This window comes from Trabulsiella guamensis ATCC 49490 (assembly GCF_000734965.1).
Lineage (GTDB): Bacteria > Pseudomonadota > Gammaproteobacteria > Enterobacterales > Enterobacteriaceae > Trabulsiella > Trabulsiella guamensis.
Map to the genome: position 1 here is coordinate 147,286 of NZ_JMTB01000059.1, position 25,854 is coordinate 173,139.

The 25,854-nt window shown below is 53.3% G+C and carries 23 protein-coding genes and 1 other annotated feature; of the genes, 6 read left to right on the forward strand and 17 right to left on the reverse strand.

Annotated features, from left to right (window positions below):
* Window positions 1–48 precede the first annotated feature (48 nt).
* Both nhaA and GTGU_RS08420 read right to left on the reverse strand, forming a co-directional pair.
* Window positions 49–1,224 (reverse strand): Na+/H+ antiporter NhaA, encoded by a 1,176-nt coding sequence (gene nhaA, locus GTGU_RS08415; RefSeq protein ID WP_038155750.1) that lies wholly within the window; start codon window positions 1,222–1,224, stop codon window positions 49–51.
* 160 nt (window positions 1,225–1,384) lie between these two features.
* Window positions 1,385–3,169, reverse strand: coding sequence for a glycoside hydrolase family 18 protein (locus GTGU_RS08420; protein ID WP_156964100.1), 1,785 nt, complete (start codon window positions 3,167–3,169; stop codon window positions 1,385–1,387).
* 357 nt (window positions 3,170–3,526) lie between these two features.
* On the opposite strand from GTGU_RS08420, the gene GTGU_RS08425 reads away from it, so the two are divergent.
* On the forward strand, window positions 3,527–3,985 hold the full coding sequence (locus GTGU_RS08425; RefSeq protein ID WP_038155752.1) for a winged helix-turn-helix domain-containing protein: 459 nt from the start codon (window positions 3,527–3,529) through the stop codon (window positions 3,983–3,985).
* A 57-nt stretch (window positions 3,986–4,042) separates the two neighbouring features.
* On the opposite strand, the gene dnaJ is transcribed toward GTGU_RS08425, so the two are convergent.
* Together dnaJ and dnaK are read right to left on the reverse strand one after the other, a co-directional pair.
* The gene (gene dnaJ, locus GTGU_RS08430; RefSeq protein ID WP_038155753.1) at window positions 4,043–5,185 is read right to left on the reverse strand and encodes a molecular chaperone DnaJ; all 1,143 of its coding nucleotides are present in this window, start codon (window positions 5,183–5,185) and stop codon (window positions 4,043–4,045) included.
* 84 nt (window positions 5,186–5,269) lie between these two features.
* Complete coding sequence (dnaK, locus tag GTGU_RS08435; protein WP_038155754.1) at window positions 5,270–7,186, reverse strand: molecular chaperone DnaK; 1,917 nt, start codon at window positions 7,184–7,186, stop codon at window positions 5,270–5,272.
* 291 nt (window positions 7,187–7,477) lie between these two features.
* Here dnaK and satP point away from each other — a divergent pair, with 291 nt between their 5' ends.
* Window positions 7,478–8,044: an acetate uptake transporter gene (gene satP, locus GTGU_RS08440; RefSeq protein WP_038155755.1), complete on the forward strand. Its 567-nt coding sequence runs from the start codon at window positions 7,478–7,480 to the stop codon at window positions 8,042–8,044.
* Here satP and GTGU_RS08445 read toward each other — a convergent pair whose 3' ends face one another.
* The 3 genes from GTGU_RS08445 to tal all read right to left on the reverse strand — a co-directional run bounded on the left by GTGU_RS08445 (window position 8,045) and on the right by tal (window position 11,123).
* Window positions 8,045–9,358, reverse strand: coding sequence for an MFS transporter (locus GTGU_RS08445; protein WP_038155756.1), 1,314 nt, complete (start codon window positions 9,356–9,358; stop codon window positions 8,045–8,047).
* Window positions 9,359–9,470: 112 nt separating this feature from the next.
* Complete coding sequence (gene mog, locus GTGU_RS08450; protein WP_038155757.1) at window positions 9,471–10,058, reverse strand: molybdopterin adenylyltransferase; 588 nt, start codon at window positions 10,056–10,058, stop codon at window positions 9,471–9,473.
* 111 nt (window positions 10,059–10,169) lie between these two features.
* Entirely contained in the window at window positions 10,170–11,123 is a 954-nt protein-coding gene (gene tal / locus GTGU_RS08455; RefSeq protein ID WP_038155758.1) for a transaldolase, read from the reverse strand.
* Between the two features lie 203 nt (window positions 11,124–11,326).
* Here tal and GTGU_RS08460 point away from each other — a divergent pair, with 203 nt between their 5' ends.
* Complete coding sequence (locus tag GTGU_RS08460; RefSeq protein ID WP_038155759.1) at window positions 11,327–12,757, forward strand: alanine/glycine:cation symporter family protein; 1,431 nt, start codon at window positions 11,327–11,329, stop codon at window positions 12,755–12,757.
* A 66-nt stretch (window positions 12,758–12,823) separates the two neighbouring features.
* Window positions 12,824–13,600, forward strand: a complete 777-nt coding sequence (gene yaaA, locus GTGU_RS08465) for a peroxide stress protein YaaA (protein WP_038155760.1) — start codon at window positions 12,824–12,826, stop codon at window positions 13,598–13,600.
* 39 nt (window positions 13,601–13,639) lie between these two features.
* Here the strand turns inward: yaaA and thrC are convergent, their stop codons facing one another.
* From thrC to yjjY, 6 genes are all read right to left on the reverse strand, one after another.
* Complete coding sequence (gene thrC, locus GTGU_RS08470; RefSeq protein ID WP_038155761.1) at window positions 13,640–14,926, reverse strand: threonine synthase; 1,287 nt, start codon at window positions 14,924–14,926, stop codon at window positions 13,640–13,642.
* Window positions 14,926–15,858 (reverse strand): homoserine kinase, encoded by a 933-nt coding sequence (gene thrB / locus GTGU_RS08475; RefSeq protein ID WP_038155762.1) that lies wholly within the window; start codon window positions 15,856–15,858, stop codon window positions 14,926–14,928. The genes thrC and thrB overlap by 1 nt, the downstream gene beginning before the upstream one ends.
* Window position 15,859: 1 nt before the next feature.
* Window positions 15,860–18,322: a bifunctional aspartate kinase/homoserine dehydrogenase I gene (gene thrA / locus GTGU_RS08480; protein WP_038155763.1), complete on the reverse strand. Its 2,463-nt coding sequence runs from the start codon at window positions 18,320–18,322 to the stop codon at window positions 15,860–15,862.
* Between the two features lie 24 nt (window positions 18,323–18,346).
* Window positions 18,347–18,464: a sequence feature (Thr leader region), on the reverse strand.
* Entirely contained in the window at window positions 18,403–18,471 is a 69-nt protein-coding gene (thrL, locus tag GTGU_RS24465) for a thr operon leader peptide (RefSeq protein ID WP_072011935.1), read from the reverse strand. It overlaps the preceding feature by 62 nt.
* Window positions 18,472–18,679: 208 nt before the next feature.
* Window positions 18,680–19,366 carry a tRNA/rRNA methyltransferase gene (locus GTGU_RS08485; RefSeq protein WP_038155764.1) on the reverse strand — a complete coding sequence of 229 codons (687 nt, stop codon included), beginning with the start codon at window positions 19,364–19,366 and terminating at the stop codon, window positions 18,680–18,682.
* 401 nt (window positions 19,367–19,767) lie between these two features.
* A complete protein-coding gene (yjjY, locus tag GTGU_RS25695) occupies window positions 19,768–19,908 on the reverse strand; it encodes a YjjY family protein (RefSeq protein ID WP_152958365.1) in 141 nt (46 codons plus the stop codon).
* A gap of 95 nt (window positions 19,909–20,003) precedes the next feature.
* Here yjjY and arcA point away from each other — a divergent pair, with 95 nt between their 5' ends.
* On the forward strand, window positions 20,004–20,720 hold the full coding sequence (gene arcA, locus GTGU_RS08490) for a two-component system response regulator ArcA (protein ID WP_038155765.1): 717 nt from the start codon (window positions 20,004–20,006) through the stop codon (window positions 20,718–20,720).
* A gap of 40 nt (window positions 20,721–20,760) precedes the next feature.
* Here the strand turns inward: arcA and creD are convergent, their stop codons facing one another.
* The 4 genes from creD to creA are packed head-to-tail and all read right to left on the reverse strand — an operon-like array spanning window position 20,761 to window position 24,771.
* Window positions 20,761–22,113: a cell envelope integrity protein CreD gene (gene creD, locus GTGU_RS08495; RefSeq protein WP_038155766.1), complete on the reverse strand. Its 1,353-nt coding sequence runs from the start codon at window positions 22,111–22,113 to the stop codon at window positions 20,761–20,763.
* A gap of 59 nt (window positions 22,114–22,172) precedes the next feature.
* Window positions 22,173–23,597 carry a two-component system sensor histidine kinase CreC gene (gene creC / locus GTGU_RS08500; RefSeq protein ID WP_038155767.1) on the reverse strand — a complete coding sequence of 475 codons (1,425 nt, stop codon included), beginning with the start codon at window positions 23,595–23,597 and terminating at the stop codon, window positions 22,173–22,175.
* Window positions 23,597–24,286 (reverse strand): two-component system response regulator CreB, encoded by a 690-nt coding sequence (gene creB, locus GTGU_RS08505; RefSeq protein WP_038155768.1) that lies wholly within the window; start codon window positions 24,284–24,286, stop codon window positions 23,597–23,599. Before creB ends, creC begins: the two co-directional genes overlap by 1 nt.
* 11 nt (window positions 24,287–24,297) lie before the next feature.
* The gene (creA, locus tag GTGU_RS08510; protein ID WP_038155769.1) at window positions 24,298–24,771 is read right to left on the reverse strand and encodes a protein CreA; all 474 of its coding nucleotides are present in this window, start codon (window positions 24,769–24,771) and stop codon (window positions 24,298–24,300) included.
* Window positions 24,772–24,980: 209 nt separating this feature from the next.
* Between creA and robA the strand changes: the two genes are divergently transcribed.
* Window positions 24,981–25,850 carry an MDR efflux pump AcrAB transcriptional activator RobA gene (gene robA / locus GTGU_RS08515; RefSeq protein ID WP_038155770.1) on the forward strand — a complete coding sequence of 290 codons (870 nt, stop codon included), beginning with the start codon at window positions 24,981–24,983 and terminating at the stop codon, window positions 25,848–25,850.
* The last annotated feature ends 4 nt before the right edge of the window (window positions 25,851–25,854 follow it).

Genomic DNA, 25,854 nt, shown 5'->3' on the forward strand with positions numbered 1-25,854 from the left:
TTTCGCTCCCTGATAAATGTCGTAAAAAGAGTCCCGCAGTTTTTTTATTCAGACGGTGCTGGCGTCGCCGCGCATCTGGAAGCGTAGCAGACAATAACCGACAAGGGCCGAGGCGATGGAGCCAATCAAAATACCCAGTTTCGCCAAGTTAATCAGTGCCGGATCCACACTGCCAAACGCCAGGCTGGCGATGAAAATCGACATTGTGAAGCCGATTCCGCACAGCACGCCCACCGCCAGGATCTGCCTGCAGGTGGTACCTTCCGGTAAGTTCGCCCATTTCAGCTTCAGCGCCAGCCAGCAGAATAAACCAATGCCCAGCGGTTTCCCAATAAACAGACCGGCAATAATGCCTAAAGGCAACAGCGACGTCAGCCCCTCGGGAGTGACGCCGTCGAGGGAAACCCCTGCATTGGCAAAAGCAAACAGCGGAAGAATCAAAAACGCGACCCACGGATGCAGAACATGCTCAAGTTGTTTTGCCGGTGATTTGCCTGCTTTTTCCTGTAAAGGGATCAGGAAACCGACAATCACCCCGGCGAGCGTCGCGTGAACGCCGGATTTCAGCACCGCCGTCCAGAGAATCGCGCCCACCAGAATATAAATACCCGTCCGACGCACGCCGCTCAGGTTCAGCGCCACCAGCACCACAATAGCCGCCGCGGCAACACCCAGCGATAACAGCGACAAATCATTGGTATAAAACAGGGCGATAATCACAATCGCGCCGAGATCGTCGATAATCGCCAGCGCCATCAGGAAGATTTTCAGCGCTGACGGAACCCGACTGCCGAGTAACGCCAGCACGCCCAGCGCAAACGCAATATCAGTCGCGGCCGGGATCGCCCAGCCTTCGCGAGCCACCGGATCCTGCGCGTTAAACGCCAGATAGACCAGCGCAGGCATCAGCATGCCACCCAGCGCGGCAATCACCGGAAACACCGCCTGACGGCGGCTGGCAAGCGATCCCTGTAACAGTTCACGCTTAACCTCAAGACCAATCAGCAGGAAAAACACCGCCATCAGGGCGTCGTTAATCCACAACAGCATGTTTTTATTGATTTCCAGCGCGCCTACCCGCAATTGCACGGGGGTTTCCAGAAACGAGTGATAAATGTCGCTGGTCGCGCCGGTATTTGCCAGCAACATCGCGAGCGCGGCAGCAATAATGAGCACGATGCCACCGGACGCATCATTGCTAAAAAAACGGTGTAGATATTTCATTTCAAATCCCGATTCACTTCGATAAAACAGAGTAATGGGAATAATAGCGGGCCATTTAACTCGAAAAAAGCAACTTATTTCTGGTTTATAATTCGTAAAAAACGAAAAAACCTCTGGCAAATCATTGCCAGAGGTTGAGTTGAGAAAGCATTCAGATGGATTAAATAGCACCCAAATCCTTCCACGGTTGACCTTCACCGCAATTCAGGTCAGGTTGCATACCCTGAGACCACCATTGAGCCTGGTAAGAGTGACCGTTGTAAGTCACGATTTCTCCTTCTCTGCCAGCGTCAAAACCGTAGTAGATGGTCCCGGCATCCCAGGTCCCGCCACCAGATACCGGGGTATCGTCTTCTTCCGGTTCAACATCTACAGGTTCGTCATCTACCGGCTCAACATCAATCGGATCCTCATCCGGTACAACGGGTTCGTCAGTAGAAGCGTCCTCTTCTCCCGTAGCATTAATGCCTTTGAAGTAGAACGGCGCCATATCCACGACTTCATTTTCCATTTCATAACCCAGACCTTCACGTGCGGCATTCAGCAGTACACCGTTGTCCTGGTCGATAGTCCAGGTAAACAGTCCCCCCAGATTATGGCGAGCCGCATATTCACCTTTCAGTTTCACTGAACGTGGAGTATCGAGAGACATAAAGACGCCACTGTTCGGGTTGAACAGAAAGTCAGCATTTGCGACTTCATCGGTATAAACGTTGAAACCGTTGCGGCCTTTCTGGTTTTCCAAATCCAGGTAGTTATAGATGGTGTCATACCATTCGGTGCAGCCGGATTCGAAAGTACCTGTCGTAGTGCCCTGACCCGGGTTGTAAGTTCCTTTCAGCGGGGAGAAGGATTCAATTTCTGCATTGCGGGCGTTACGGGTATAACCGGCATAACCGATGTTGATACGGTCTGACGGGAAACCTTCGGCGATCAGGTAATCAACCACTGCTTCAACACTCCAGCTGCCTTCGCGCAGCGGCGTCAGGTTGGTGTGGTGAGTCAGTTCTGCCGCCCACGGCGTACCGAAGAAGTCATAGGTCATGACGTTGATGCCATACAGACCGGCATCCAGCAACGCTTTCACGTTGGAATAGCCCAGAACATCAACCACGGCGGAGCTGGCGATAGACACTTTCACATCGCTACGGCCTGCTGCATCAAGCTGTGTTTTCAGCTCTTTGATAAGCAGTGCATAGTTCGCGCCATCTTCCGGACCGTGCGGGTTACCGTTACCGGCGTTATTCGGATATTCCCAGTCGATATCCACTTCGCTGAACATCGGGAACTGCTTGAACAGTTTGACAACGCCCGCAGCAAACACTTTACGGGAAGCGTCAGTTTTCGCCATTTCGTGGAAACCGTTACTCATGGTCCAGCCACCGATACTCATAGAGAGCGCCAGTTCGTGCCCCATCGCTTTGGCCTTCGCTTTGAGATCACGCAGACCGCCCAGCAGACCATGAGTGGTAGATTCGGTAACCGTTTTCGGATCGACATCCCAGCCGCTGGTTTCCAGGTTGCAGTTAACATAGGACTGGAAATCACCCCACGGGTCGAGGAAAGTCGGCTCGTTCGTGACCTTACCTGTCAGAGAAGCGGCATTATTAATAGTGGACTGTTTTTCGCCCTGATCGCCAACGATGCCCAGGAACCCAAAAATGATTTTATCGTAAGCAGTAGGTGCGACATTCGCCAGATCATAACCGCGACCACGGCTTTCCGGCGTATCCTGGCCCTGAAGACGACCGTCATACTGAGACCAGTCGGTATAGTAACCGAATACTTTCGGCTTATTAGCTTTCTTGTAGCGGTTATACACAGGCGTCGCAACGCGAGCGGAAGTATAGCTGTATTTTTCAGTTTCAGTAGCGGGTTTAAAGCCATCTACAGTATTACTTTTTTCAGTCAGGCTATCGCCCTTAATTAATTTTGCCATTTTAATTACCTCGTGAATTTTCGTCGAATGTGAACAGCGATGTGCTGTGGACATACACTCCCACGATTTCAGAAAACAGGGTAATCAAGAGTAATAACAATAAAACACAGGCTGACCCGCTGATGAAATCAATTTATATCATTCGATGTGATACCCCTAAATGGTAGTGGCAATAAGATATAAAGTATTCTAAACCCAATAAAAACACGCCATAAAAAACATAAATATCAATAAGATAAATTAATTTTCATATATTATATATTCCATTATTCCAAAAAAAGACAATGTTACTCATGAAATAGTCAGAATAAATCATTGACTGTGTCATTATTTATCACATCACTTATTGATTAAGGTATTGTTATGAGCCGCTATATACTCAACGAAAATTGTATTTTTAGCGAAGAAAGTTTGGAAATTGAAAATCAGGAAAATGCCAAAAAGATAAAAATGACGCCAATGCGTGCACGCTGCCTGAGCTTCTTGATTGAAAAACGCGCCGAAAAAGTGATTGATAAAGGAACCATCACCACTGAACTATGGGGAACTCGCGGTCAGTTTATTACCGATGCCAATCTGACCCAGTTGCTCTATCTGTTGCGTAAAGACCTTCGTGATGTAGGTATCAATGATTTTATTATTACGGTGCCGCGCATGGGTATCCGGGTAAACCGGGAGACCAGCGTCGCGACGGTGACAGCACCGCAATGTCTGCTCAAAGAAAAGAAAATAAAACCAGAGACGATACTGATTTCGACATTACTTTGCCTGCTTTCCTTGCTGGCGACGATGGGCTTATTTCAGGCAATCTCAACAAGTTAATGAATAAAAAACCCGAAAGGTTGGTGCCTTTCGGGTTTTATTCAGTTAGCGTTGTGCTTAGCGTGTCAAATCATCGAAGAATTTTTTTACGCCATCGAAGAAGCTTTTGGAGCGCGGACTGTTTTTCTCACCCGTCGGGCCGCCAAAGCTTTCCTGCAGATCTTTCAGCAGTTGTTTTTGCTTTTCATTCAGGCCGACCGGGGTTTCCACCACGACACGACACAGCAGATCACCCTGCGCACCGCCACGAACAGATTTCACCCCTTTACCGCGCATGCGGAACAGTTTGCCCGTTTGCGTTTCATGCGGCACTTTCAGCTTCACACGACCATCCAGCGTCGGCACTTCGATTTCACCGCCAAGTGCGGCCATCGCAAAGTTAATCGGCACTTCGCAGTACAGATTGTTGCCTTCACGCTCGAAGATCGGGTGCTGTTTTACCTGGACCTGAACATACAGATCGCCTGCTGGCGCGCCATGTTCACCCGCTTCGCCTTCACCTGCCAGGCGGATACGATCGCCAGTATCCACGCCTGCAGGGATTTTCACCGACAGCGTTTTGGATTTCTCAACGCGGCCATGTCCGTGGCACTTGCTGCACGGTTCTTTAATTAGCGTACCGCGCCCCTGACAGTGCGGACAGGTCTGCTGTACCGCAAAAAAGCCCTGGCGCATTTGTACCTGGCCGGAACCATGGCAGGTCGGACAAGTCTGTGGCTGGGTGCCGGGTTTCGCGCCGTTGCCATGGCAGACGTCACACTCTTCCAGCGTCGGGATACGGATCTCTTTAGTGACGCCACGTACCGCTTCTTCCAGCGTCAGTTCCATGTTGTAGCGCAAATCCGCGCCGCGCGCCGCGCGCTGACGGCCACGACCACCGCCAAAAATATCGCCGAATACATCGCCGAAGATGTCACTGAAATCAGCACCACCGCCGAAGCCGCCGCCGAATCCGCCACCGCCCATACCGCCCTGCTCAAACGCAGCATGACCGTACTGATCGTACGCGGCACGTTTCTGGTCGTCGGTCAGGATCTCGTAAGCTTCCTTGATCTCTTTAAATTTGGTTTCAGCGTCTTTATCACCCTGATTACGGTCCGGGTGAAATTTCATGGCAAGGCGCTTGTACGCCTTTTTGATTTCACGCTCTTCCGCGGTTTTGGAAACGCCTAAAACCTCGTAGTAGTCTCTTTTAGCCATCTCTTTTCATTGCCCTTAACATGCGAGCACGGGCGGAGAGGAAACCTCTTCGCCCGTGCCAGTCTTTACCCGTTCAAAGGGCGATTATTTTTTGTCTTTCACTTCTTCGAACTCTGCGTCGACAACATCGTCGTCTTTCGCATTGTTCTCAGAAGCTTCAGCGCCGCCCGCCTGCTGCTGCGCGTGTTGCTGTTGAGCAATTTCCAGCAGTTTCTGGGAAGCCTGCGCCAGTGCCTGCATTTTCGCTTCGATATCTGCTTTATCTTCGCCTTTCAGTGCCGTTTCCAGCGCGGTCAGTGCAGACTCGATCGCTGTTTTATCGTCTGCCGGCAGTTTGTCACCCGCTTCTTCAACCTGCTTACGGGTGCTGTGCAGCAGATGGTCACCCTGGTTACGGGTCTGAACCAGCTCTTCGAATTTACGGTCAGATTCAGCGTTAGCTTCCGCTTCGCGAACCATTTTTTCGATTTCTTCTTCGTTCAGACCAGAAGAGGCTTTAATCGTGATCTTCTGCTCTTTACCGCTGTTTTTGTCCTTCGCGGAAACGTGCAGAATACCATCAGCATCGATGTCGAAAGTCACTTCGATCTGCGGCATGCCGCGCGGTGCCGGGTTAATGCCATCCAGGTTGAACTGACCCAGAGACTTGTTATCGCTAGCGCGTTTACGCTCACCCTGCAGCACATGGATGGTTACCGCAGACTGGTTGTCTTCCGCAGTAGAGAACACCTGGCTGTGCTTGGTCGGGATGGTGGTGTTTTTGTTGATGAGCGAGGTCATCACACCGCCCATGGTTTCGATACCCAGCGACAGCGGGGTAACGTCCAACAGCAGTACGTCTTTCACATCACCGGTCAGTACGCCACCCTGAACCGCAGCGCCGATAGCGACGGCTTCGTCCGGGTTAACGTCTTTACGCGGCTCTTTACCGAAGAACTCAGCGACTTTCTTCTGGACCATCGGCATACGCGTCTGACCACCGACAAGGATCACGTCCTGTACGTCAGAAACTGACAGGCCAGCATCCTGCAGCGCCACTTTCAGCGGCTCGATGGAACGGTTAACCAGGTCTTCTACCAGGCTTTCCAGTTTCGCGCGAGTCACTTTGATGTTCATGTGTTTCGGACCTGTCGCATCTGCAGTGATGTACGGCAGGTTAACGTCGGTCTGTTGAGCGGAAGAGAGCTCGATTTTCGCTTTCTCTGCTGCTTCTTTCAGACGCTGCATCGCCAGCGGATCATTACGCAGGTCAATGCCCTGATCTTTCTTGAATTCGTCGACCAGATAGTTGATCAGACGGGTATCGAAGTCTTCACCACCCAGGTGGGTATCACCATTGGTTGCCAGAACTTCGAAGGTTTTTTCGCCATCAACTTCGTCGATTTCGATAATAGAGATATCGAAGGTACCACCACCGAGGTCGTAAACCGCGATAGTGCGGTTGCCAACTTCTTTATCCAGACCGTAGGCCAGTGCAGCGGCGGTCGGTTCGTTGATGATACGTTTGACTTCCAGACCTGCGATACGGCCAGCATCTTTGGTTGCCTGACGCTGAGCATCGTTAAAGTAGGCCGGTACGGTGATAACCGCTTCAGTTACCGGTTCACCCAAGTAATCTTCCGCCGTTTTCTTCATTTTTTTCAGCACTTCAGCAGAGATCTGCGGCGGTGCCATTTTCTGACCTTTCACATCAAGCCATGCGTCGCCGTTGTCAGCGCCGATGATTTTGTACGGCATGATAGAAACGTCACGCTGAACTTCTTCGTCCTGGAAGCGACGGCCAATCAGGCGTTTGATCGCGAACAGCGTATTTTGCGGGTTCGTCACTGCCTGACGTTTAGCCGGCTGACCAACCAGAGTTTCACCATCGTTGGTATAAGCAATGATAGAAGGCGTGGTGCGATCGCCTTCGGCGTTCTCAAGCACACGTGCTGTCGTGCCGTCCATAATCGCTACACAAGAGTTGGTTGTACCCAGGTCGATACCAATAATTTTACCCATCTAAACGTCTCCACTAAAAATTCGTCAACATGTGGTTGTGAACCTGTAATAAGGGCGAAACGTGCGGTTTCAAGCTCCCTGAATCGTTTTTTTTCAGGTTCACCACTGCGGTTGACTACTAGATGGGGTCGCATCGCCGGGCATCAAGGGGTCAGGCAAAAATATTTTAAATTACCCACGCTGAGATCATGGACACGCTTTGTGGGCCTGATTATGATGCCGCGCCCCGCAATCCAGGAGTAGTGCGGGGGTATCGATATTTCACCATTTTATGATGATTTTTGAGGAATTATGGGCAACACAACGTTGGCTAATCCGGCTCCGCTGGGTTTGATGGGTTTCGGCATGACCACGGTTCTGCTTAACCTACATAACATCGGGCTTTTCCCGCTTGATGGCATTATCCTGGCAATGGGCATTTTTTACGGCGGAATCGCGCAAATCTTCGCGGGGCTGCTGGAGTATAAAAAAGGCAATACCTTTGGCTTAACGGCGTTCACCTCGTACGGTTCGTTCTGGCTGACGCTGGTCGCTATCCTGCTGATGCCAAAAATGGGGCTGACCGATGCGGCAAACTCACATTTCCTCGGTGTTTACCTGGGGCTGTGGGGCGTATTCACACTGTTCATGTTCTTTGGAACACTGACCGGCGCGCGCATGTTGCAGTTCGTTTTCCTGAGCCTGACGGTGCTGTTTGCGTTGCTGGCGGCAGGTCATCTGGCGGATAACGAGAGCATTGTTCACGTTGCCGGTTGGGTGGGTATCGTCTGTGGAGCGAGCGCGATTTATCTGGCGATGGGTGAAGTGCTGAATGCGCAGTACGGTCGTACCGTACTGCCGATTGGTGAGAAACACTAATTAGCTGTTTGTGCCCGGCGGTGCCTCGCTTGCCGGGCCACGCAGAAGGTAGTTATCCCGTCGCAGCCAGAATCCAATCCCCAACCCCATAAGCGACAACGCCAGCACATACCAGGCAGGCGCCAGCGGCGATACTACCATCAACATGGTGACTGCAATCGGCGTCAGACCGCCAAAAATCGCATACGACACATTGTAGGAAAACGAGATGCCAGTGAAACGGACTTCCGCCGGGAACGACCGCACCATCACATACGGCACCGATCCCACCACGCCAACGCACAACCCCACCAGACCATACAGCGGCTTCAGTAGTTCAGGATGTGTACCGACGCCGTGATAAAACGCCCAGCTCGCGCCAGCCAGGAACAATGAGCCAATAATGAGTGTTAGCGCCGAGCCAAAGCGATCCGCCGCAAGGCCCGCTATCAGACAACCGAAACAAAGCATAATAGTAGCGACACTATTGGCCTGCAGTGTTAATGCCGGGGCAAAACCGTACTGTTTTTGCAGCCAGACCGGCGACATTAAAATCACCACCACAATACCGGCGGACAGCAGCCAGGTGAGCAGCATGGAGATCACCACCGCCTGTCGGTGTTTCGTCACTACCGTTTTCGCTGGCATCTCTTCCGCCAGCGCTTTACGTTCCTGTAGCTCGATAAAAATGGGAGTTTCCTGCAACCACCGACGCAGATACATCGCCACCAGACCAAACGCGCCGCCAAGCAGGAAAGGAATACGCCAGCCACCGTCGTGAATAGACTGCTGGGTCATCGAGGTATTAATCAGCGTCGCCACTACCGAACCAAGCAGGATCCCCACAGTCAACCCGGCGGTCAGCGTGCCGCAGGCAATACCGATACGACGTGTCGGCACATGCTCAGCCACAAACACCCATGCGCCAGGGACTTCGCCGCCAATGGCCGCCCCCTGCAGAATACGCATCAGCAGCAATAATAACGGTGCGACAAGCCCTGCCGTGGCATAGGTTGGCAGCAGGCCAATCGCCAGCGTCGGGATCGCCATCAACAGAATACTGAGCGTGAACATCTTCTTGCGCCCGACAAGGTCGCCGAAATGCGCCATGATGATGCCCCCCAGCGGACGAGCCAGATAACCGGCGGCAAAAATACCGAAGGTTTGCACCTGACGCAGCCACTCCGGAATATCTGCCGGGAAGAATAGTTCGCCGAGAACCGCAGCGAAGAAGACGAAAATGATGAAGTCATAAAACTCAAGCGCGCCGCCGAGCGCGGCCAGCGTCAGGGTTTTATAATCCTGTCGATTCAGAGGACGTGTATGCAGTGTCATAGCGGACCATTTGTTCAGCCAGAGTTATCGGTGGTGTAAAGAAAATGTTAATATACCGTAACGCTGTTAATGCGCTATGACATTCACAGGTTATGTCACAAACAATCAGTATTCAGGAGATTGTTTCGCGACGCGCACTTTTCGGGCGAAAAGCTGCTACTACCTGCGGGTCGGTCTCTACGTAAGGCCCGTCCAGCAGTTGGATGCAATACGGGACGCTGGCAAAAATGCCCGCCACCAGCACCTTGCCGTCTGCCGCTTTCACCCCTTCGAGCGTCTCCTGTATCGACTTCGGTTGTCCGGGAAGATTGAGGATCAGCGCCTGCTTGCGAATCACCCCGACCTGACGGGAAAGGATCGCTGTCGGCACAAAATGCAGGCTGATCTGGCGCATCTGCTCGCCGAAACCCGGCATTTCCCGATCAGCGACCGCCAGCGTCGCATCAGGTGTCACATCGCGACGTGCCGGACCGGTACCGCCAGTGGTGAGCACCAGATGGCAGCTCATTTCATCCACCAGCTCGCACAGTGTCTGCTCAATGATGGCCTGCTCATCCGGAATAAGCCGCGTTTGCACCTCAAACGGCGTCGTCAGTGCGCTTTCCAGCCACGTTTCGAGTGCCGGAATGCCTTTGTCCTGGTATACGCCGCTGGAGGCGCGGTCAGAGATGGAAACTAAGCCAATGCGTAAGGTATTCATATTCGTTCCGTTAACAATAAAGCCGTTATGCGGAATGATACACGCTGAGGAGGGAGACAGACAGATTTGCGAAGAGGTAGCGTGACCGGGAACCGGCCACGCCAGGAATGATTACAGCAGATCGCCGATCATTTTTTCCAGTTTACCCTGGTCAACGGCAAACTTACGGATGCCATCCGCCAGTTTGTCGACCGCCATTGGGTCCTGGTTGTGCTGCCACAGGAATTCAGATTCCGTGATGCGTGCCGGACGCGCTTTCACTTCCCCTTTAAAGGTCAGTTTCGGCTCAACCGCGCCTTCGCTTTCCGCCAGCTCTTTCAGCAGCGCCGGAGCGATAGTCAGGCGATCGCAGCCTGCCAGTTCGAGGATTTCGCCAACGTTACGGAAGCTTGCACCCATCACCACGGTTTCATAACCGTGCTGTTTGTAGTACTCATAGATTTCCGTCACGGAAACGACACCCGGATCTTCTGCCGGGGCGTACTCTTTCTTGTCAGTGTTAGCTTTATACCAGTCAAGGATACGGCCAACGAAAGGAGAGATCAGGAAAACGCCCGCTTCCGCACAAGCACGAGCCTGCGCGAAGGAGAACAGCAGCGTCAGGTTACAGTTGATGCCTTCTTTTTCCAGTTGCTCAGCAGCGCGAATGCCCTGCCAGGTGGAGGCCAGCTTGATCAGAATGCGATCGTTGCCGATACCCGCGTCGTTGTACAGTTTGATCAAACGCTTCGCTTTGGCGATAGAGGCGTCAGTGTCGTAAGAGAGACGCGCGTCAACTTCGGTGGAAATACGGCCCGGGATCAGCTTAAGGATTTCCAGACCAATATTCACTGCCAGTTTGTCGGTGGCATCTACGACCTGCTGAGCGCGGTCGCTGCTCTGGCTTTTCGCCCAGTTAACGGCGTCGTCGATAAGCTTACGGTATTCCGGGATCTGCGCCGCATTCAGGATCAGAGAAGGGTTGGTTGTCGCATCCTGAGGCTGGTAAAGCTTCATTGCGGCAATATCTCCGGTGTCAGCAACTACGGTGGTGTACTGACGCAGGGAGGTCAATTTATCCGTCATATTGTGTATCTCTTTAAACAGCGTGTTAGGGGGATGTAATCGGTCTTTCTTGATGATAACACGACGTGGGGTCAGCGCAACCTGGACCGTGAAAGACAGCAGAGTATGATAAACTAGGACAATTAATCTTATGAGAGATAAAGGATTATCCCAAAAATAGTAGCGCTTACATTGGTAAGTCGGCATGTACAAGAGGACGTCTAATGCCTGATTTTCTTTCTTTTATCAACGACATGCTCTGGGGCTCGGTAATGATTTACCTGTTGCTCGGCGCGGGCATGTGGTTCACATGGCGGACTGGCTATATTCAGTTCCGCTATGTCCGACAATTCGGGAAAAGTCTGAAAGGCAGTTTCAGCTCACAGGAGGGTGGTCTGACCTCGTTTCAGGCCCTCTGTACCAGCCTGGCCGCGCGCGTGGGCAGCGGAAACCTGGCGGGTGTTGCGCTCGCCATCACCGCCGGCGGGCCCGGCGCGGTCTTCTGGATGTGGGTATCTGCCATTATCGGGATGGCCACCAGCTTTGCGGAGTGTTCACTGGCGCAACTCTACAAAGAGCGCGATAGCCAGGGGCAATTCCGTGGCGGGCCTGCGTGGTATATGGCGCGCGGTCTCGGTATGCGCTGGATGGGTGTTCTCTTCTCCCTGTTTCTGCTGCTGGCCTATGGGCTGATTTTCAATACTGTGCAGGCCAATTCGGTCGCGCTGGCACTGAGTTATGCGTTTCATCTTCCGGCCTTTATTACAGGCCTCGGACTGGTCGCATTAACGTTGCTGTGTATCATGCGTGGTCTGCGTGGCGTCGCGCGACTGCTGCAATGGGTGGTGCCGTTTATGGCGCTGATCTGGGTGATTGCCAGCGTGCTGATAAGCCTCTGGTATGTCGAGCAACTGCCTGTCATCCTGGTGCGCATTATTCGCAGTGCTTTTGGCTGGCAGGAGGCGGCGGCGGGCGCAGTCGGTTATACCCTCAGCCAGGCGCTGACCAGCGGGATCCAGCGTGGCATGTTCTCTAACGAAGCCGGGTTGGGTTCTACCCCGAATGCGGCGGCTGCCGCAGCCTCTTTCCCGCCCCATCCTGCGGCACAAGGGATCGTGCAAATGATTGGCGTCTTCGTCGATACCATGGTGATTTGCACGGCGAGCGCGATGGTCGTTCTGCTGGCAGGCCATGAAACCTCACTGAACGGTATTGCCGGGATCACCCTCGTGCAGCACGCCATGGAAGATTTGATCGGTAGCGGGGGCGCCAGCTTTGTCGCCTGCGTGGTACTGCTGTTCGCCTTCACGTCCATCGTTGCTAACTATCTGTATGCCGAAAATAATCTCTTCTTTTTGCAACTGCACACGCCGCGAAATATCTGGCTGTTGCGGGCAGTCACGCTGCTGATGGTGATGGCCGGGACGCTGCTCAGCTTGCCAGTTGTCTGGCAACTCGCTGACGTGATTATGGCACTGATGGCGATCACCAACCTGACGGCAATCCTGCTGCTGTCGCCGGTGGTGAGGATCATCGCCAGCGACTATCTGCGCCAGCGTAAACTGGGCGTCCGGCCGGTGTTCGATCCCGCGCGCTACCCCGATATCAAACAACAACTGGCGCCAGAAAGTTGGGACGATACGCCACACCAATAGCTGTCATTGATCCCTTCGCAGGCGTTTTTTGTTAAAGTCTCAGAAAAATGCCTGCAAGGACTGGATATGCTGATTCTTATTTCTCCCGCTAAAACGCTGGATTACCAAAGCCCGCTGGCGACCGATCGCTATACCCAGCCAGAATTGCTGGATCACGCTCAGCAGTTGATCCGTGAAGCGCGGAAGCTTTCTGCGCCGCAGATTGCGAAGCTGATGGGCATCAGCGACAAGCTCGCCGATCTCAACGCCACCCGTTTCCATGACTGGCACCCGGATTTTACGCTGCAGAACGCCCGCCAGGCGATTCTCGCATTTAAAGGCGATGTGTATACCGGCCTGCAGGCAGATGAATTCAGCGATGCAGATTTTGATTTCGCCCAGCAGCATTTACGGATGCTTTCCGGCCTGTACGGCGTGCTGCGCCCACTGGATCTAATGCAGCCCTACCGTCTGGAAATGGGTATTCGCCTGGAAAATGCGAAGGGGAAAGATCTCTATCAGTTCTGGGGCGATACCATCACCAGCAAACTCAACGAGGCGCTGAAAGCGCAAGGCGACGACATCGTCATTAACCTCGCCTCTGATGAGTATTTTAAATCCGTGAAGCCGAAACTGCTGAAGGGTGACATCATCAAGCCCGTTTTCCTTGATGAGAAGAACGGTAAATTCAAAGTAATCAGCTTCTACGCCAAGAAAGCGCGTGGCCTGATGAGCCGTTACATCATCGAAAACCGTCTGACGAAGCCAGAGCAGTTAACCGGGTTTAACAGTGAAGGATATTTCTTTGACGGGGACGGGTCCGCAAACGGCGAACTGGTGTTCAAACGCCACGAACAGCAGTAAGAAATGCCCCGGCAGCGAGCTGACTGCCGGGGACAGTGATTACGCTTTGCTCATCAGCAACTGACGCAGCGCCGCGAAATCGGCAGGCAGGTTATGCGACAGCAATGGCAAATCCGCACGCTCGGCCAGTTCTTTCGGCAGCGGCAACGGCTCACCAAGAATCGCTTCAACGCTCTCTTTGAATTTTGCCGGATGCGCCGTGCCCAGGAACAACCCGTACTCGCCGGGGTTTAGCTGATCACGCAGTGCGCGCCAGGCCACCGCCGCATGCGGTTCTGACACGTAGCCCAGCGCCTTTAGTTCACGCATCGTCGCTTTGGTGGTTTCATCGTCCACCGTGGCGTAACCCAGCTCTTTCAGGCGCCAGATTTTACGGCGGAACAACTCTTCTACCCGCGGCCAGTTATTCGGCTGGCTGACGTCCATTGCGTTGGATAGCGTGGCCTGCGTCGCATTGGGTTTCCACTCACCCTCTTTCAGATAGCGTGGTACGGTGTCGTTGACGTTAGTCGCAGCGATAAAACGCTTCACCGGCAGCCCAAGCGCTTTCGCCAGCAGTCCGGCAGTCAGATCGCCAAAGTTACCGCTCGGCACGGAGATCACCAGCTGATTGCGTGCTTCCTGCGGCAACTGCGCCACCGCTTCGAAGTAGTAACAAATCTGCGCCAGCAGACGGCTTATGTTGATCGAGTTTGCTGAGTTCAACCCCAGCGCTTTTTTCAGCTCGTCATCATCAAATGCCTGTTTCACCAGCGCCTGGCAGGCATCGAAATCACCATCGATGGCGACCGTTTCAATGTTGCCACCCAGCGTGCAGAACAGTTTTTCCTGCAACGGACTGATTTTGCCGCGCGGGTAGAGGATTACCACGCGCACATTTTTCATGCCATAAAAGGCGTGGGCGACCGCGGCGCCCGTATCGCCAGAGGTCGCTGTCAGAATGGTGACTGGTTTATCGCCGCTTATGTGACCCAGCATCTGTGCCATAAAGCGCCCGCCGAAGTCTTTAAACGCCAGTGTCGGGCCATGGAACAGCTCAAGGCAACCGACGTCCTCCTGCACTTTTTTCACCGGCGCCGGGAACGCAAACGCGGTGCGTACGCGCTCTTCCAGCAGCTCCTGCGGAATTTCATCACCGATAAACGCGGCAAGAATTTTGGCGCTGCGGGTGATGAAATTCTGCTTCAGCATCTCATCGATTTCCGTCAGGCTGAATTCCGGCAGGTCGTGAGGAAAGAACAACCCCTGATTTCTGCCCAGCCCTTGCGTCACGGCCTGTGCGAAACTGACCTGCTCGTTATGATCTTTTAAGTTGTAGAGTTTCATTAGTTTTCCACCACGCGTGCGCCTGCTGTATCCAGCCGACAAATATGAACAAAGCCTTCCTGATTTTGCAGATAGTGTTTGCTGAGCCAGTCAGCCACCCGCTGCGCGGTCTCCGGTTTATCACAGAGCGCAAACAGCGTCGGTCCGGAACCGGAAATGCCGCAGGCCAGCGCGCCAATTTCCGCGACCCCCTGTCGCGCTGCATCAAAGCCCGGCAACAGTTTGGTGCGGTACGGTTCGGCAATCACATCCTTCATCAACGCCGCCGCCAGTCGCGGCTGACGTGAGTAGCAGGCATGAATAAAGCCCGCCAGATGGCGCCCGTGGGCGATACAATCCTGGCGGCGATACTGTGCCGGTAAAATGGCCCGCGCTTCAGCGGTCGACACTTTAATACCGGGATAGGCCAGCACCCACAACCACTCATCAAAGCCTGGCACCTGCTGGCTGATAATGCCGCCCTCTTCAAGGATCAACTGCATACCGCCCAGATAGCATGGCGCAACATTATCGTAATGAATGCTGCCGGAGATGCGTCCTTCAAGCTCCCCCATCAGCGCCAGCATGCGATGTTCATTCAGCGGCTTACCGCAATATTCGTTCATCGCCACCAGTGCTGCGACGACCGAACAGGCGCTGGAGCCAAGACCAGAACCGATCGGCATATTTTTTTCCAGCGTCATGGTCACGGGCACTGTTTTGCCAATCTCCTGACAGAAGCGCTCCCAGCACTGCCAGACAATGTTTTCCTGCGGATTGTTCGGCAACTTGCTGGCAAAGTGACCCGCATTGATCAAACTGAAATGGTCTGCGGCTTCGACGGAAACATTATCGCCCAGCAGCGTACCATCGACCGGCGTCACCGCCGCGCCGAGGACATCAAACCCCACGCTCATATTAGCGCTGGAGGCCGGGGCATAGACTTTCACCATCTTAGACTCCTAACTTCCATGATAAGGTGCGCAGCAGATCGGCAAACACACCGGCCGCTGTCACATCGTTGCCCGCGCCATAACCGCGCAGGATCAGCGGTAGCGGCTGATAATAGTGGCTGTAGAAGGCCAGAGCGTTCTCGCCGTTTTTGACTTTATACAGCGGATCATTGCCGTCGACTTCAGCGATTTTCACCCGGCAGACGCCATCTTCTTCAATGTTGCCAACATAACGCAGGACCTTTCCTGCATCACGCGCTTTTGCAATCCGCGCCGCAAAGGCGGCATCCAGCGACGGCAGACGCGACATAAAACTGTCGACATCGCCAGCCACGTCAAAACCTTCCGGTAAGACCGGCTCTACCACGATATCACTGAGCTCAAGCTGGCGCCCGGTTTCACGGGCAAGGATCAGCAACTTACGCGCCACATCCATGCCGGAAAGATCGTCACGCGGATCCGGCTCGGTATATCCCATTTCACGGGCCAGTGTTGTAGCGGCGGAGAGGCTCATGCCCTCATCCAGCTTGCCAAAAATAAACGACAGCGACCCTGAAAGAATGCCGGAGAAACGCTGCAGTTCATCACCTGCATTCAACAGGTTTTGCAGGTTTTCAATGACCGGCAACCCGGCGCCGACGTTGGTGTCGTAAAGGAATTTACGCCGCGAACCTGCCGCCGCCTGGCGCAATTCATGATAATAATTCATCGACGAGGTGTTGGCCTTCTTGTTCGGCGTCACCACGTGGAAACCTTCCCGCAGGAAATCCGCGTATTGATCCGCGACCGCCTGGCTGGAGGTACAGTCAACGATCACCGGGTTTAGCAGATGGTACTCTTTCACCAGCCGAATCAGTCGCCCGAGGTTAAACGGTTCTTTCGCCTCCGCCAGCGCTCCCTTCCAGTTTTCCAGATTCAGCCCATGCACGCTGGTCAGCAGCGCTTTTGAATTCGCCACACCGCAGACGCGCAGATCGATATGCTTACTCTTCAGCCAGCTTTGCTGACGTTTAAGCTGCTCCAGCAACGCGCCGCCCACACCGCCAACACCAATCACAAACACTTCAATCACCTGATCGGTATTGAATAGCATCTGATGAGTCACACGAACGCCCGTTGTGGCATCGTCGTTGTTGACCACCACGGAGATGGAACGCTCCGATGAGCCCTGGGCAATCGCAACGATATTGATATTGGCACGGGCCAGTGCGGCGAAGAATTTGGCAGAAATCCCACGCAGGGTACGCATACCGTCCCCTACCACGGAGATGATCGCCAGACGTTCCATGATCGACAGCGGTTCCAGCACGCCCTCTTTCAGCTCAAGGTAGAACTCATCTTCCATCGCCTTTTTCGCGCGGGCACAATCAGCCTGTGGAACGCAAAAGCTGATGCTGTATTCTGAGGAAGACTGCGTGATCAGCACAACAGAGATCCGCGCGCGCGACATGGTGGCAAACACACGCGCCGCCATCCCGACCATGCCCTTCATGCCTGGCCCAGAGACGTTGAACATCGCCATGTTATTGAGGTTTGAAATCCCCTTCACCGGAAGACCGTCTTCGTCACGGCTGGCGCCAATAAGCGTTCCTGGCGCCTGAGGATTACCGGTATTTTTAATCAGGCAAGGAATCTGAAACTGGGCGATAGGCGCGATGGTGCGAGGATGCAGCACCTTGGCGCCAAAATAGGAAAGCTCCATCGCTTCCTGGTAAGACATCGATTTCAGCAGGCGCGCATCCGGCACCTGGCGTGGGTCACAGGTATAAACGCCATCGACGTCGGTCCAGATTTCACAACAGTCGGCGCGCAGACAAGCCGCCAGCACTGCCGCAGAGTAGTCTGAACCGTTACGCCCCAGCACCACCAGTTCGCCCTTCTCATTACCTGCCGTGAAGCCCGCCATCAACACCATATGGTCAGCGGGGATCTGGCTTGCGGCGATACGGCGCGTGGATTCCGCAATATCGACGGTCGATTCAAGGTAATGCCCGACCGCCAGCAGTTTTTCCACCGGATCAATCACCGTCACATTATGACCGCGCGCTTCCAGCAGCCCCGCCATGATGGCGATAGAGAGTTTTTCGCCACGGCAAATGATCGCCGCATTCACGCTGTCCGGGCACTGCCCGAGCAGACTGATACCATGCAAAACGTGTTTAATCTGTGCGAATTCTTGTTCGACAAAGAGTTTCAGTTGCGCCAGCGGGAAGCCTGGCTGGGCATCGGCAAGACCCTGAAGAAGTTCGGCAAAAATGCGTTCGGCGTCGCTGATGTTCGTAAGAGCATCCTGGCCGCCAATGGTTTTTTCAATCATTGCCACCAGGTGGTTGGTGATTTTGGCCGGGGCAGAGAGCACGGTCGCTACCTGCCCCTGCCTGGCGTTGCTCTCAAGAATATCGGCAACCCGCAGGAAACGCTCCGCATTCGCCACTGATGTACCGCCGAACTTCAACACTCGCATGGTCATACCCCTTGATCTTTGGTCGAAAAAAAAGCCCGCACTGTTCAGGTGCGGGCTTTTTTCTTTATTTCCTGTACGCGTCAGCCCGCACCGTTACCTGTGGTAATGGTGGTGGTGATAATGGTGGTCATCGTGCTGATGCGAATCATGTTGTTGTGTGCTCTGTATCGTTATCTGTCTGTGCAGTACCTATATTGGTTAAAGTATCTGCCTGCTCAAGTCAATGAATTTTTAGATTTGTCACGTTCCGTAATCACTTCAGTTTCCGCTGACCCTCACCTGATATTTAACCGCATTGCCCGAAACTATGACTTGCAAACAGGCCATACCACCAGTTTTATACTGTGCCGCAACATTTTACTCTGTGAGTTTTTTTTCAATATCATGGAGCAAACGGTGCAACATGGCGGTGTCGCGTTGTTCCAGCAACCCCAGACGCTGTTGTAACCAGTCGGTCATTTTGATGTCGTCCGCCACGCCAAGACGATCGAACAATGCCATGCAACGCGACCGTAATGCCTTGAGCTGATTTACATCGCCAGACGTTACTAGCGCTGATGAATGATGCGTCAATACAGAGAGCTGATAGCAATACACCATCACCGCCTGCCCTAAATTTAACGACGGGTAATCGGCCGCCATTGGCACGCCGGTGAGCACATCGGCAAGCGCCAGTTCGTCATTGGTCAGACCGGAATCTTCGCGCCCGAATACCAGCGCAGCATGGCGCATCCACTGTGATTTTTCCTGCAAAAGCGGGACAAGCTCTTGCGGCGACGCATAGTAGTGAAAACGCGCCCGGCTGCGCGCTGTTGTGGCAATGGTGAAATCGACGCCCTGCAGCGCGTCGGCAAGCGTGGCATAAGTGGTTATATTTTCAAGGATATCACCAGAACCGTGCGCGACCCACTGTGCAGCGGGTTCGAGATGCGCCTGACTGTCAACGATGCGGAGATCATGGAAGCCCATGGTTTTCATTGCCCTTGCGGCCGCGCCAATATTTTCTGCTCTTGCTGGAGCCACCAGCACGATGGATAAATGCATTTTTCCGTTCTCTGCGTTTTTTACCCCGCGCAAAAAATGTGATGCAGCTCAACATATTGCGCAGCGCGAATTTACAAAATTGCAACAAAAATCACTGAAATAGCGTTTCTTAACATATAAAAAACGCTAAACTATTATCTCATAATGATCCGGGATATAATGTTAACAGAAGCATTATATCCCTATGTTTACTAATGACATTGTCAGAAAGTCCGAACGCGATGGATTGCTGTTGTCCGCTTAATTAGTTAGCCAGTGCAACTAATTAAAATGTTGAAAAATTGTGATAACCGATAGCATTTTGCTGCAGGGATTTCACTAGAGTGTTAACGTGCTACAATTGAACTTGATATATGTCAACGAAGCGTAGTTTTATTGGGTGTCCTGTGTCTCTTAGCCTGTTATGTTGCTGTTAAAATGGTTAGGATGACAACCGTTTTTGACACTGTCGGGTCCAGAGGGAAACTACCCACGACCAAGCTAATGATGTTGTTGACGTTGATGGAAAGTGCATCAAGAACGCAATTACGTACTTTAGTCATGTTACGCCGTTCATGTTAATTTGCGACATGTACCAGGCAGGTCAGGGACTTTGGTACTTCCTGTTTCGATTTAGTTGGCAATTTAGGTAGCAAACATGCAGACCCCGCACATTCTTATCGTTGAAGACGAGTTGGTAACACGCAACACGTTAAAAAGTATTTTCGAAGCAGAAGGCTACGATGTTTTCGAAGCGACCGATGGCGCGGAAATGCATCAGATCCTATCTGAAAATGACGTCAACCTGGTGATCATGGATATCAATCTCCCAGGGAAAAATGGCCTTCTGCTGGCGCGTGAACTGCGCGAGCAGGCAAATGTCGCGCTGATGTTCCTTACCGGTCGTGACAACGAAGTCGATAAAATCCTCGGCCTTGAAATTGGCGCCGATGATTACATCACTAAGCCATTTAACCCGCGCGAACTGACTATCCGTGCCCGTAACCTGCTTTCCCGTACCATGAACCTTGGTACTGTGAGTGAAGAGCGCCGCAGTGTTGAAAGCTATAAGTTCAATGGCTGGGAGCTGGATATCAACAGCCGTTCGCTGATCAGCCCTAACGGCGATCAGTACAAACTGCCGCGTAGCGAATTCCGCGCGATGCTGCACTTCTGTGAAAACCCGGGCAAGATTCAGTCACGTGCTGAATTGCTGAAGAAAATGACCGGCCGTGAGCTGAAGCCGCATGACCGTACCGTTGATGTCACTATCCGCCGTATTCGTAAACATTTCGAATCTACGCCGGACACCCCGGAAATTATCGCCACCATTCACGGCGAAGGTTATCGTTTCTGCGGTGACTTACAGGAATAATCCTGCCAGTAAAGAAGAAAGGCGCCTGACGGCGCCTTTTTTATTTCCATACTCTTAGCTCATCACTTTCAGGGATGACAGGTTTCGCTTTAGGCTTCGACAGCGAATACCAGTCGAAATGACGCGTCAGGAACATCACCGCACTCAGCGCCGCCAGCAGAACGCCAGTCCCCAACAAGAGCGCGCTGTCCTCAGAGCGCAGCAGCACCCACATCACACCATCCAGTGCCAGCAGCGCCAGAGTGAACAGCAGGCTGTTACGCCATCCTTTCAGCACTGCCTGCAGATAAATACCATTGATGAATGCCCCGGTCAGGCTGGCGGCAATCCACGCACGGGTAAAACCAAAATGTTCTGACAGCGCCAATAGCACGAGATAGAACATCACCAGCGACAACCCCACCAGCAGATATTGCATCGGATGCAGACGCAGCGCCGTCAGGGTTTCGAAGACGAAGAACGCCATAAATGTCAGCGCAATCAACAAAATTGCGTATTTTATCGCCCTGTCCGCCAACTGATATTGATCCGCCGGAGTGGCTACCGAGACTTTGAATGCAGGCAGCTCATCCCAGTCGACACCGTAACCGCGCGTAAACTGACTCCCCAGGTCCGTTGCAAACCAGCTGCTCTGCCAGCGGGCGTTGAACCCTCTGTCAGTGATCTCACGCTGAACAGGCAGGAAATCGCCGAGGAAGCCCGGATGCGGCCAGTTGCTGGTGAGCGCCAGCTCGCTGTTGCGCCCGACCGGGACGACAGAAAAGCTCCCCGTCCCGTTCAGATTTAACGTCATCGACAGCGACAGGGTTTTGGCACCAGTCTGCGCGGTGGAAAGCGGAATATGTAGCCCCGGTAAATTACTGTGTATTCCGCTGCCCGGTTCAACGGTGACGGGTATTCCGTTCAGCTCTGGCGCTTCAACCACGCCAATCCCGCGGGAATCGCCTACCGACATCACCAGAAACGGCTCACCCAGCGTCACGTTCTCTTCCGGTTTCGTCAGCGCATCCAGTTTGCTGCGGTCAAACTGCGCCTTTACTGTCAACGCGGTATGCCAGATCTGCCCTTCATAGATGCCGATCTCCCGTGATTCGACGTTTTGTTGCCCCTCAACGGTCAGGGTTTCCGGCAACCAGTAGCGGAAATACGTACGCTTACGCAGCACATTTTTATCATCCTCAACGGTGGTGTAAATTTCGCTCACCGGAACGGCAATCATCGGGCCAATCAACTTTTGTGGTCCACTGGTGCTTTGACGCAAACTGTCTTCCACCATGGAACGATAGCTGGCACGCTCCGCCACCAGATCACTGACCATCATCAATGGCACCAGTAACAGACCAACACACCCTATCAGAGTGGCAATTTTGAAAAACAGGGGGGATTTAAACATAGCCTTCTCCTTTTTTTGATGCTGGCAGGATATCGGGGCTATGTGGGGAGAATTTGAAGTTATGTGAAGGGACGGTGAAGTCGCAATGTCGCCCTGACGCCGCCTTCAGGCTGGTTAGTTAACCGGATGTCGCCCTGATGCAGACGCGCCACTTCCTGAACAAACGCCAGCCCAAGCCCGCTGCTCTTCTGGCCATTTTCACGCGGCAACGAATAGAAGCGTTCAAAAATGCGCTCAAGGGCATAATCCGGGATCCCGCTGCCGGTGTCGGTAATACTGAGCCAGGCCTCATCGCCCTGCGTCTCAGCCCGCAGCGTGATCGTTCCTCCCTGTGGAGTGAAATCGATGGCGTTATCCAGCAAATTCCCCAGCGCCTGCTCCAGCAGGTCTTCATCAGCGGTCACTTCGCTTGCGGAGATATCGCACTGGAACGTTATCCCCTTCGCTTCCAGCGCCACGCTGCGTGACCGGGCAAGGCGAGCAAACAGCGGTTCAATGTTGACGGTAAGTTGCGCGATGTCAGCACGATTTTCCAGCCGCGCCTGAGCCAGCAGTTTCTCCACCAGCGACTGCATACGCGCATTCTGCACCAGAATGTTTTCGCTAAACCGGGTGACAACCTCTGGTGGCGGCAGTTCTTTGAGGATCTCCGCCGCACCGCGAATAGCCGCCAGCGGGCTTTTCAGTTCATGGGTCAGCGCGTAGACATACTGTTCGATGTAATTCTTTCCTTCCAGACGCAAGCGCATGCTCTCCAGCGCCTGCGCCAGCTTGCGCAGCTCGCTGCTACCGACGTCGGGTAATGGCAGCGCGTTATTCTGCGTGACCGAATCGGCATAGCGCGAGAGTTTGCTGATCGAACGGTTAATCCACCACACCATGCCAGCGCCGACCAGCAGCGCGATACCCAACAACGCGCCGCCTGCCCACAGCATACGGCGCTCGCTGCGCTTGATCACCGGCGCCATTGCGCTGTTCGGTTTACCCACCGAAATCACGCCAATGATACGGCGATTTTCCAGTACCGGCGCCGCAACATACATCACCGAACTGTCGGGATCACTGGGATCACGTGCGGTACTGCGGGCACCATATTTGCCCCGCAGTGTCAGCCAGACGTCGTTCCAGCGGGAATAATCCTTTCCGATGGCCTTGCCTGCGGAATCAAACACCACGATACCGTTTTCATCAGTCATGTAGACATGATACTCGTTGCGAACTTTATTGATGCCGCCAATATTCGCGCGGAACGGACGGTTCTGTAACTCGTTGAACGCCTGCGCCAGCCTGCCATGCTCCGGATCGCCGGATTGCAGATCTTCCCGCGCCAGCGCGGCCAGAAGCGTGGCGGTGTCGATGAGCGTTCCTTCCGTGGCCCGCCGCACACCCGGTTTGATCTCCTCAACGAAGATGAACAACACAAACCAGGCGGCAATCGCCACAATCAGGAAATAACCGAGCAACAGCCGCATGCCGATCCGCATCAGTGCATCCCCAGACTATAGCCGAGACCACGATGAGTGCTGATTGGCGACAGATCAGGATTGATCGCCCGAAGCTTGGCGCGCAATGTCTTGATGTGGGTATCGACCGTGCGATCAAAACTCTCCTGATCGTCGCCCCAGACTCTGTCCATCAATTGCTGGCGGGAGAATACACGTCCGGGAGACTGCAACAGTGTTTTCAGCAGCAGAAATTCGTAGCGCGTCAGTTGTAGCGGCTGACCACACCAACCGACATACGCTGCCGCCTCATTCAGTTCAAACTGCCCGATATACACCACCGGCGGCGGTGCGGCGAACTTTTGCAGACGGCGCAGGATCGTGCGTACTCTGGCGCACACTTCGCGCGGCGAGAAAGGCTTAGCGACATAGTCGTCAGCACCGATTTCCAGCCCCAGCAGCTTGTCGACCTCGTCACTGCGTGCGGTCAGAAACAGCACCGGCAGGCCAGGCGCCTGCGCCAGCAGTTGCCGACACAGTTCAAACCCGCTGATATCCGGCAGGCCCACATCAAGGATAGCCAGCGCCGGCAACGCCTGCCGTGCCGCATCCAGTACGGGTAAACCACGCTCGAACGCCTTTACTCGAAAACCTTCCTGCTGGAGCATATAAATCAGCGTATCGGCGATGCCAATTTCATCCTCAACCAGCCAGATCAAAGGTTGTTCCATACACTATCCCGTTATCTGGACCACGGCATAATCGGCACGGCGCTGAGGGCATTTTTTGGTGAACCATCGACGACCCTGTCGGAGTAAGTCAGGTAGACCAACGCGTTACGTTTGGCATCAAAGAAACGCACTACCTGCAGCTTTTTAAACACCAAGGAGGTTCGTTTCTGGAAAACAACATCCCCCTGCGCTTTGCCATTTTTAATCTTTTCGCTGACTTCAATAGGCCCCACCTGCTGGCAGGAAATGGCTGCATCGGAAGTATCTTCCGCCAGTCCTAACCCCCCTTTGATGCCACCGGTTTTGGCGCGGCTCAGGTAGCAGGTGACGTTTTTAACATCCGGGTCGTCAAAGGCTTCAACAATAATTTTGTGGTCAGGGCCGAACATCTTGAAGACGGTGTCGACGGAACCGATCTGTTCTGCCTGCGCGGTCTGGCCCATAACGCAAAGAACTATTGCTACGATCAAACTCTTATATTTCATATTGTTACCATTTTTAAAAATTCAGTTGCGCAACTATTCAACATTTCAGCAGAAAATATATAGAGATCACAGTGTTAGGATAATTATGCCTGAATTATGTTCAGAATCGCACTTAAGAACAAAAAAAACACTGAATGCTAAAACTTCAAACAATGCTATTATCCGCTACCTTATTATCAGGTATCTGCGATTAAGGACGAGGAATTTATATGGATCAGGCAGGAATTATTCGCGATCTCCTTTCCTGGCTGGAGGGCCACCTGGATCAGCCTTTGTCACTGGATAATGTGTCAGCCAAGGCGGGATATTCCAAGTGGCATTTGCAGCGGATGTTCAAGGACGTAACCGGCCATGCCATTGGCGCCTATATCCGTGCGCGTCGCCTGTCCAAATCTGCCGTTGCCCTGCGCCTGACAGCGCGTCCAATCCTCGACATCGCCTTACAGTATCGTTTTGATTCACAACAAACTTTTACCCGCGCCTTTAAAAAGCAGTTCAACCTGACGCCGGCATTGTACCGCCGCTCGCCGGACTGGAGCGCGTTCGGGATCCGCCCTCCGCTGCGGCTTGGCGAATTCGCGATGCCAAAATATGAATTTTTGACGCTGCCGGAAACTCATCTCGTCGGTATCACCCAGAGCTATACCTGCAAACTGGAGGAGATCTCTGACTTCCGCCACCAGATGCGCATCCAGTTCTGGCGTGAATTCCTTAGCAATACGCCGTCTGTTCCGCCCATGTTATACGGTCTGCATGAACCGCGTCCAAGTCAGGAAAAAGACGACGAGCAGGAGGTATTCTACACCACTGCGCTGACGCCGGAGATGGCAAACGGCTACGTACAGAATACGCATCCTGTCGTGCTGGAAGGCGGTGAATACGTGATGTTCACCTACGAAGGACTGGGAACCGGGCTGCAGGAGTTTATCCTGACGGTCTATGGCAGTTGTATGCCGATGCTTAACCTGACGCGTCGCCGGGGTCTGGATATCGAACGTTTCTATCCTGAAGGCGACGCAAAGGGACAGGAAGCGCCGATTCACCTGCGCTGCGAGTACCTGATCCCTGTACGTCGTTAATCGG

Excerpts from the sequence above, each read along its gene's own strand:
- nhaA (WP_038155750.1), bottom strand. The coding sequence starts at position 1,224 with ATGAAATATCTACACCGTTTTTTTAGCAATGATGCGTCCGGTGGCATC.
- GTGU_RS08425 (WP_038155752.1), top strand. The coding sequence starts at position 3,527 with ATGAGCCGCTATATACTCAACGAAAATTGTATTTTTAGCGAAGAAAGT.
- dnaJ (WP_038155753.1), bottom strand. The coding sequence starts at position 5,185 with ATGGCTAAAAGAGACTACTACGAGGTTTTAGGCGTTTCCAAAACCGCG.
- dnaK (WP_038155754.1), bottom strand. The coding sequence starts at position 7,186 with ATGGGTAAAATTATTGGTATCGACCTGGGTACAACCAACTCTTGTGTA.
- satP (WP_038155755.1), top strand. The coding sequence starts at position 7,478 with ATGGGCAACACAACGTTGGCTAATCCGGCTCCGCTGGGTTTGATGGGT.
- GTGU_RS08445 (WP_038155756.1), bottom strand. The coding sequence starts at position 9,358 with ATGACACTGCATACACGTCCTCTGAATCGACAGGATTATAAAACCCTG.
- mog (WP_038155757.1), bottom strand. The coding sequence starts at position 10,058 with ATGAATACCTTACGCATTGGCTTAGTTTCCATCTCTGACCGCGCCTCC.
- tal (WP_038155758.1), bottom strand. The coding sequence starts at position 11,123 with ATGACGGATAAATTGACCTCCCTGCGTCAGTACACCACCGTAGTTGCT.
- GTGU_RS08460 (WP_038155759.1), top strand. The coding sequence starts at position 11,327 with ATGCCTGATTTTCTTTCTTTTATCAACGACATGCTCTGGGGCTCGGTA.
- yaaA (WP_038155760.1), top strand. The coding sequence starts at position 12,824 with ATGCTGATTCTTATTTCTCCCGCTAAAACGCTGGATTACCAAAGCCCG.
- thrC (WP_038155761.1), bottom strand. The coding sequence starts at position 14,926 with ATGAAACTCTACAACTTAAAAGATCATAACGAGCAGGTCAGTTTCGCA.
- thrB (WP_038155762.1), bottom strand. The coding sequence starts at position 15,858 with ATGGTGAAAGTCTATGCCCCGGCCTCCAGCGCTAATATGAGCGTGGGG.
- thrA (WP_038155763.1), bottom strand. The coding sequence starts at position 18,322 with ATGCGAGTGTTGAAGTTCGGCGGTACATCAGTGGCGAATGCGGAGCGT.
- GTGU_RS08485 (WP_038155764.1), bottom strand. The coding sequence starts at position 19,366 with ATGCATTTATCCATCGTGCTGGTGGCTCCAGCAAGAGCAGAAAATATT.
- yjjY (WP_152958365.1), bottom strand. The coding sequence starts at position 19,908 with ATGACTAAAGTACGTAATTGCGTTCTTGATGCACTTTCCATCAACGTC.
- arcA (WP_038155765.1), top strand. The coding sequence starts at position 20,004 with ATGCAGACCCCGCACATTCTTATCGTTGAAGACGAGTTGGTAACACGC.
- creD (WP_038155766.1), bottom strand. The coding sequence starts at position 22,113 with ATGTTTAAATCCCCCCTGTTTTTCAAAATTGCCACTCTGATAGGGTGT.
- creC (WP_038155767.1), bottom strand. The coding sequence starts at position 23,597 with ATGCGGATCGGCATGCGGCTGTTGCTCGGTTATTTCCTGATTGTGGCG.
- creB (WP_038155768.1), bottom strand. The coding sequence starts at position 24,286 with ATGGAACAACCTTTGATCTGGCTGGTTGAGGATGAAATTGGCATCGCC.
- creA (WP_038155769.1), bottom strand. The coding sequence starts at position 24,771 with ATGAAATATAAGAGTTTGATCGTAGCAATAGTTCTTTGCGTTATGGGC.
- robA (WP_038155770.1), top strand. The coding sequence starts at position 24,981 with ATGGATCAGGCAGGAATTATTCGCGATCTCCTTTCCTGGCTGGAGGGC.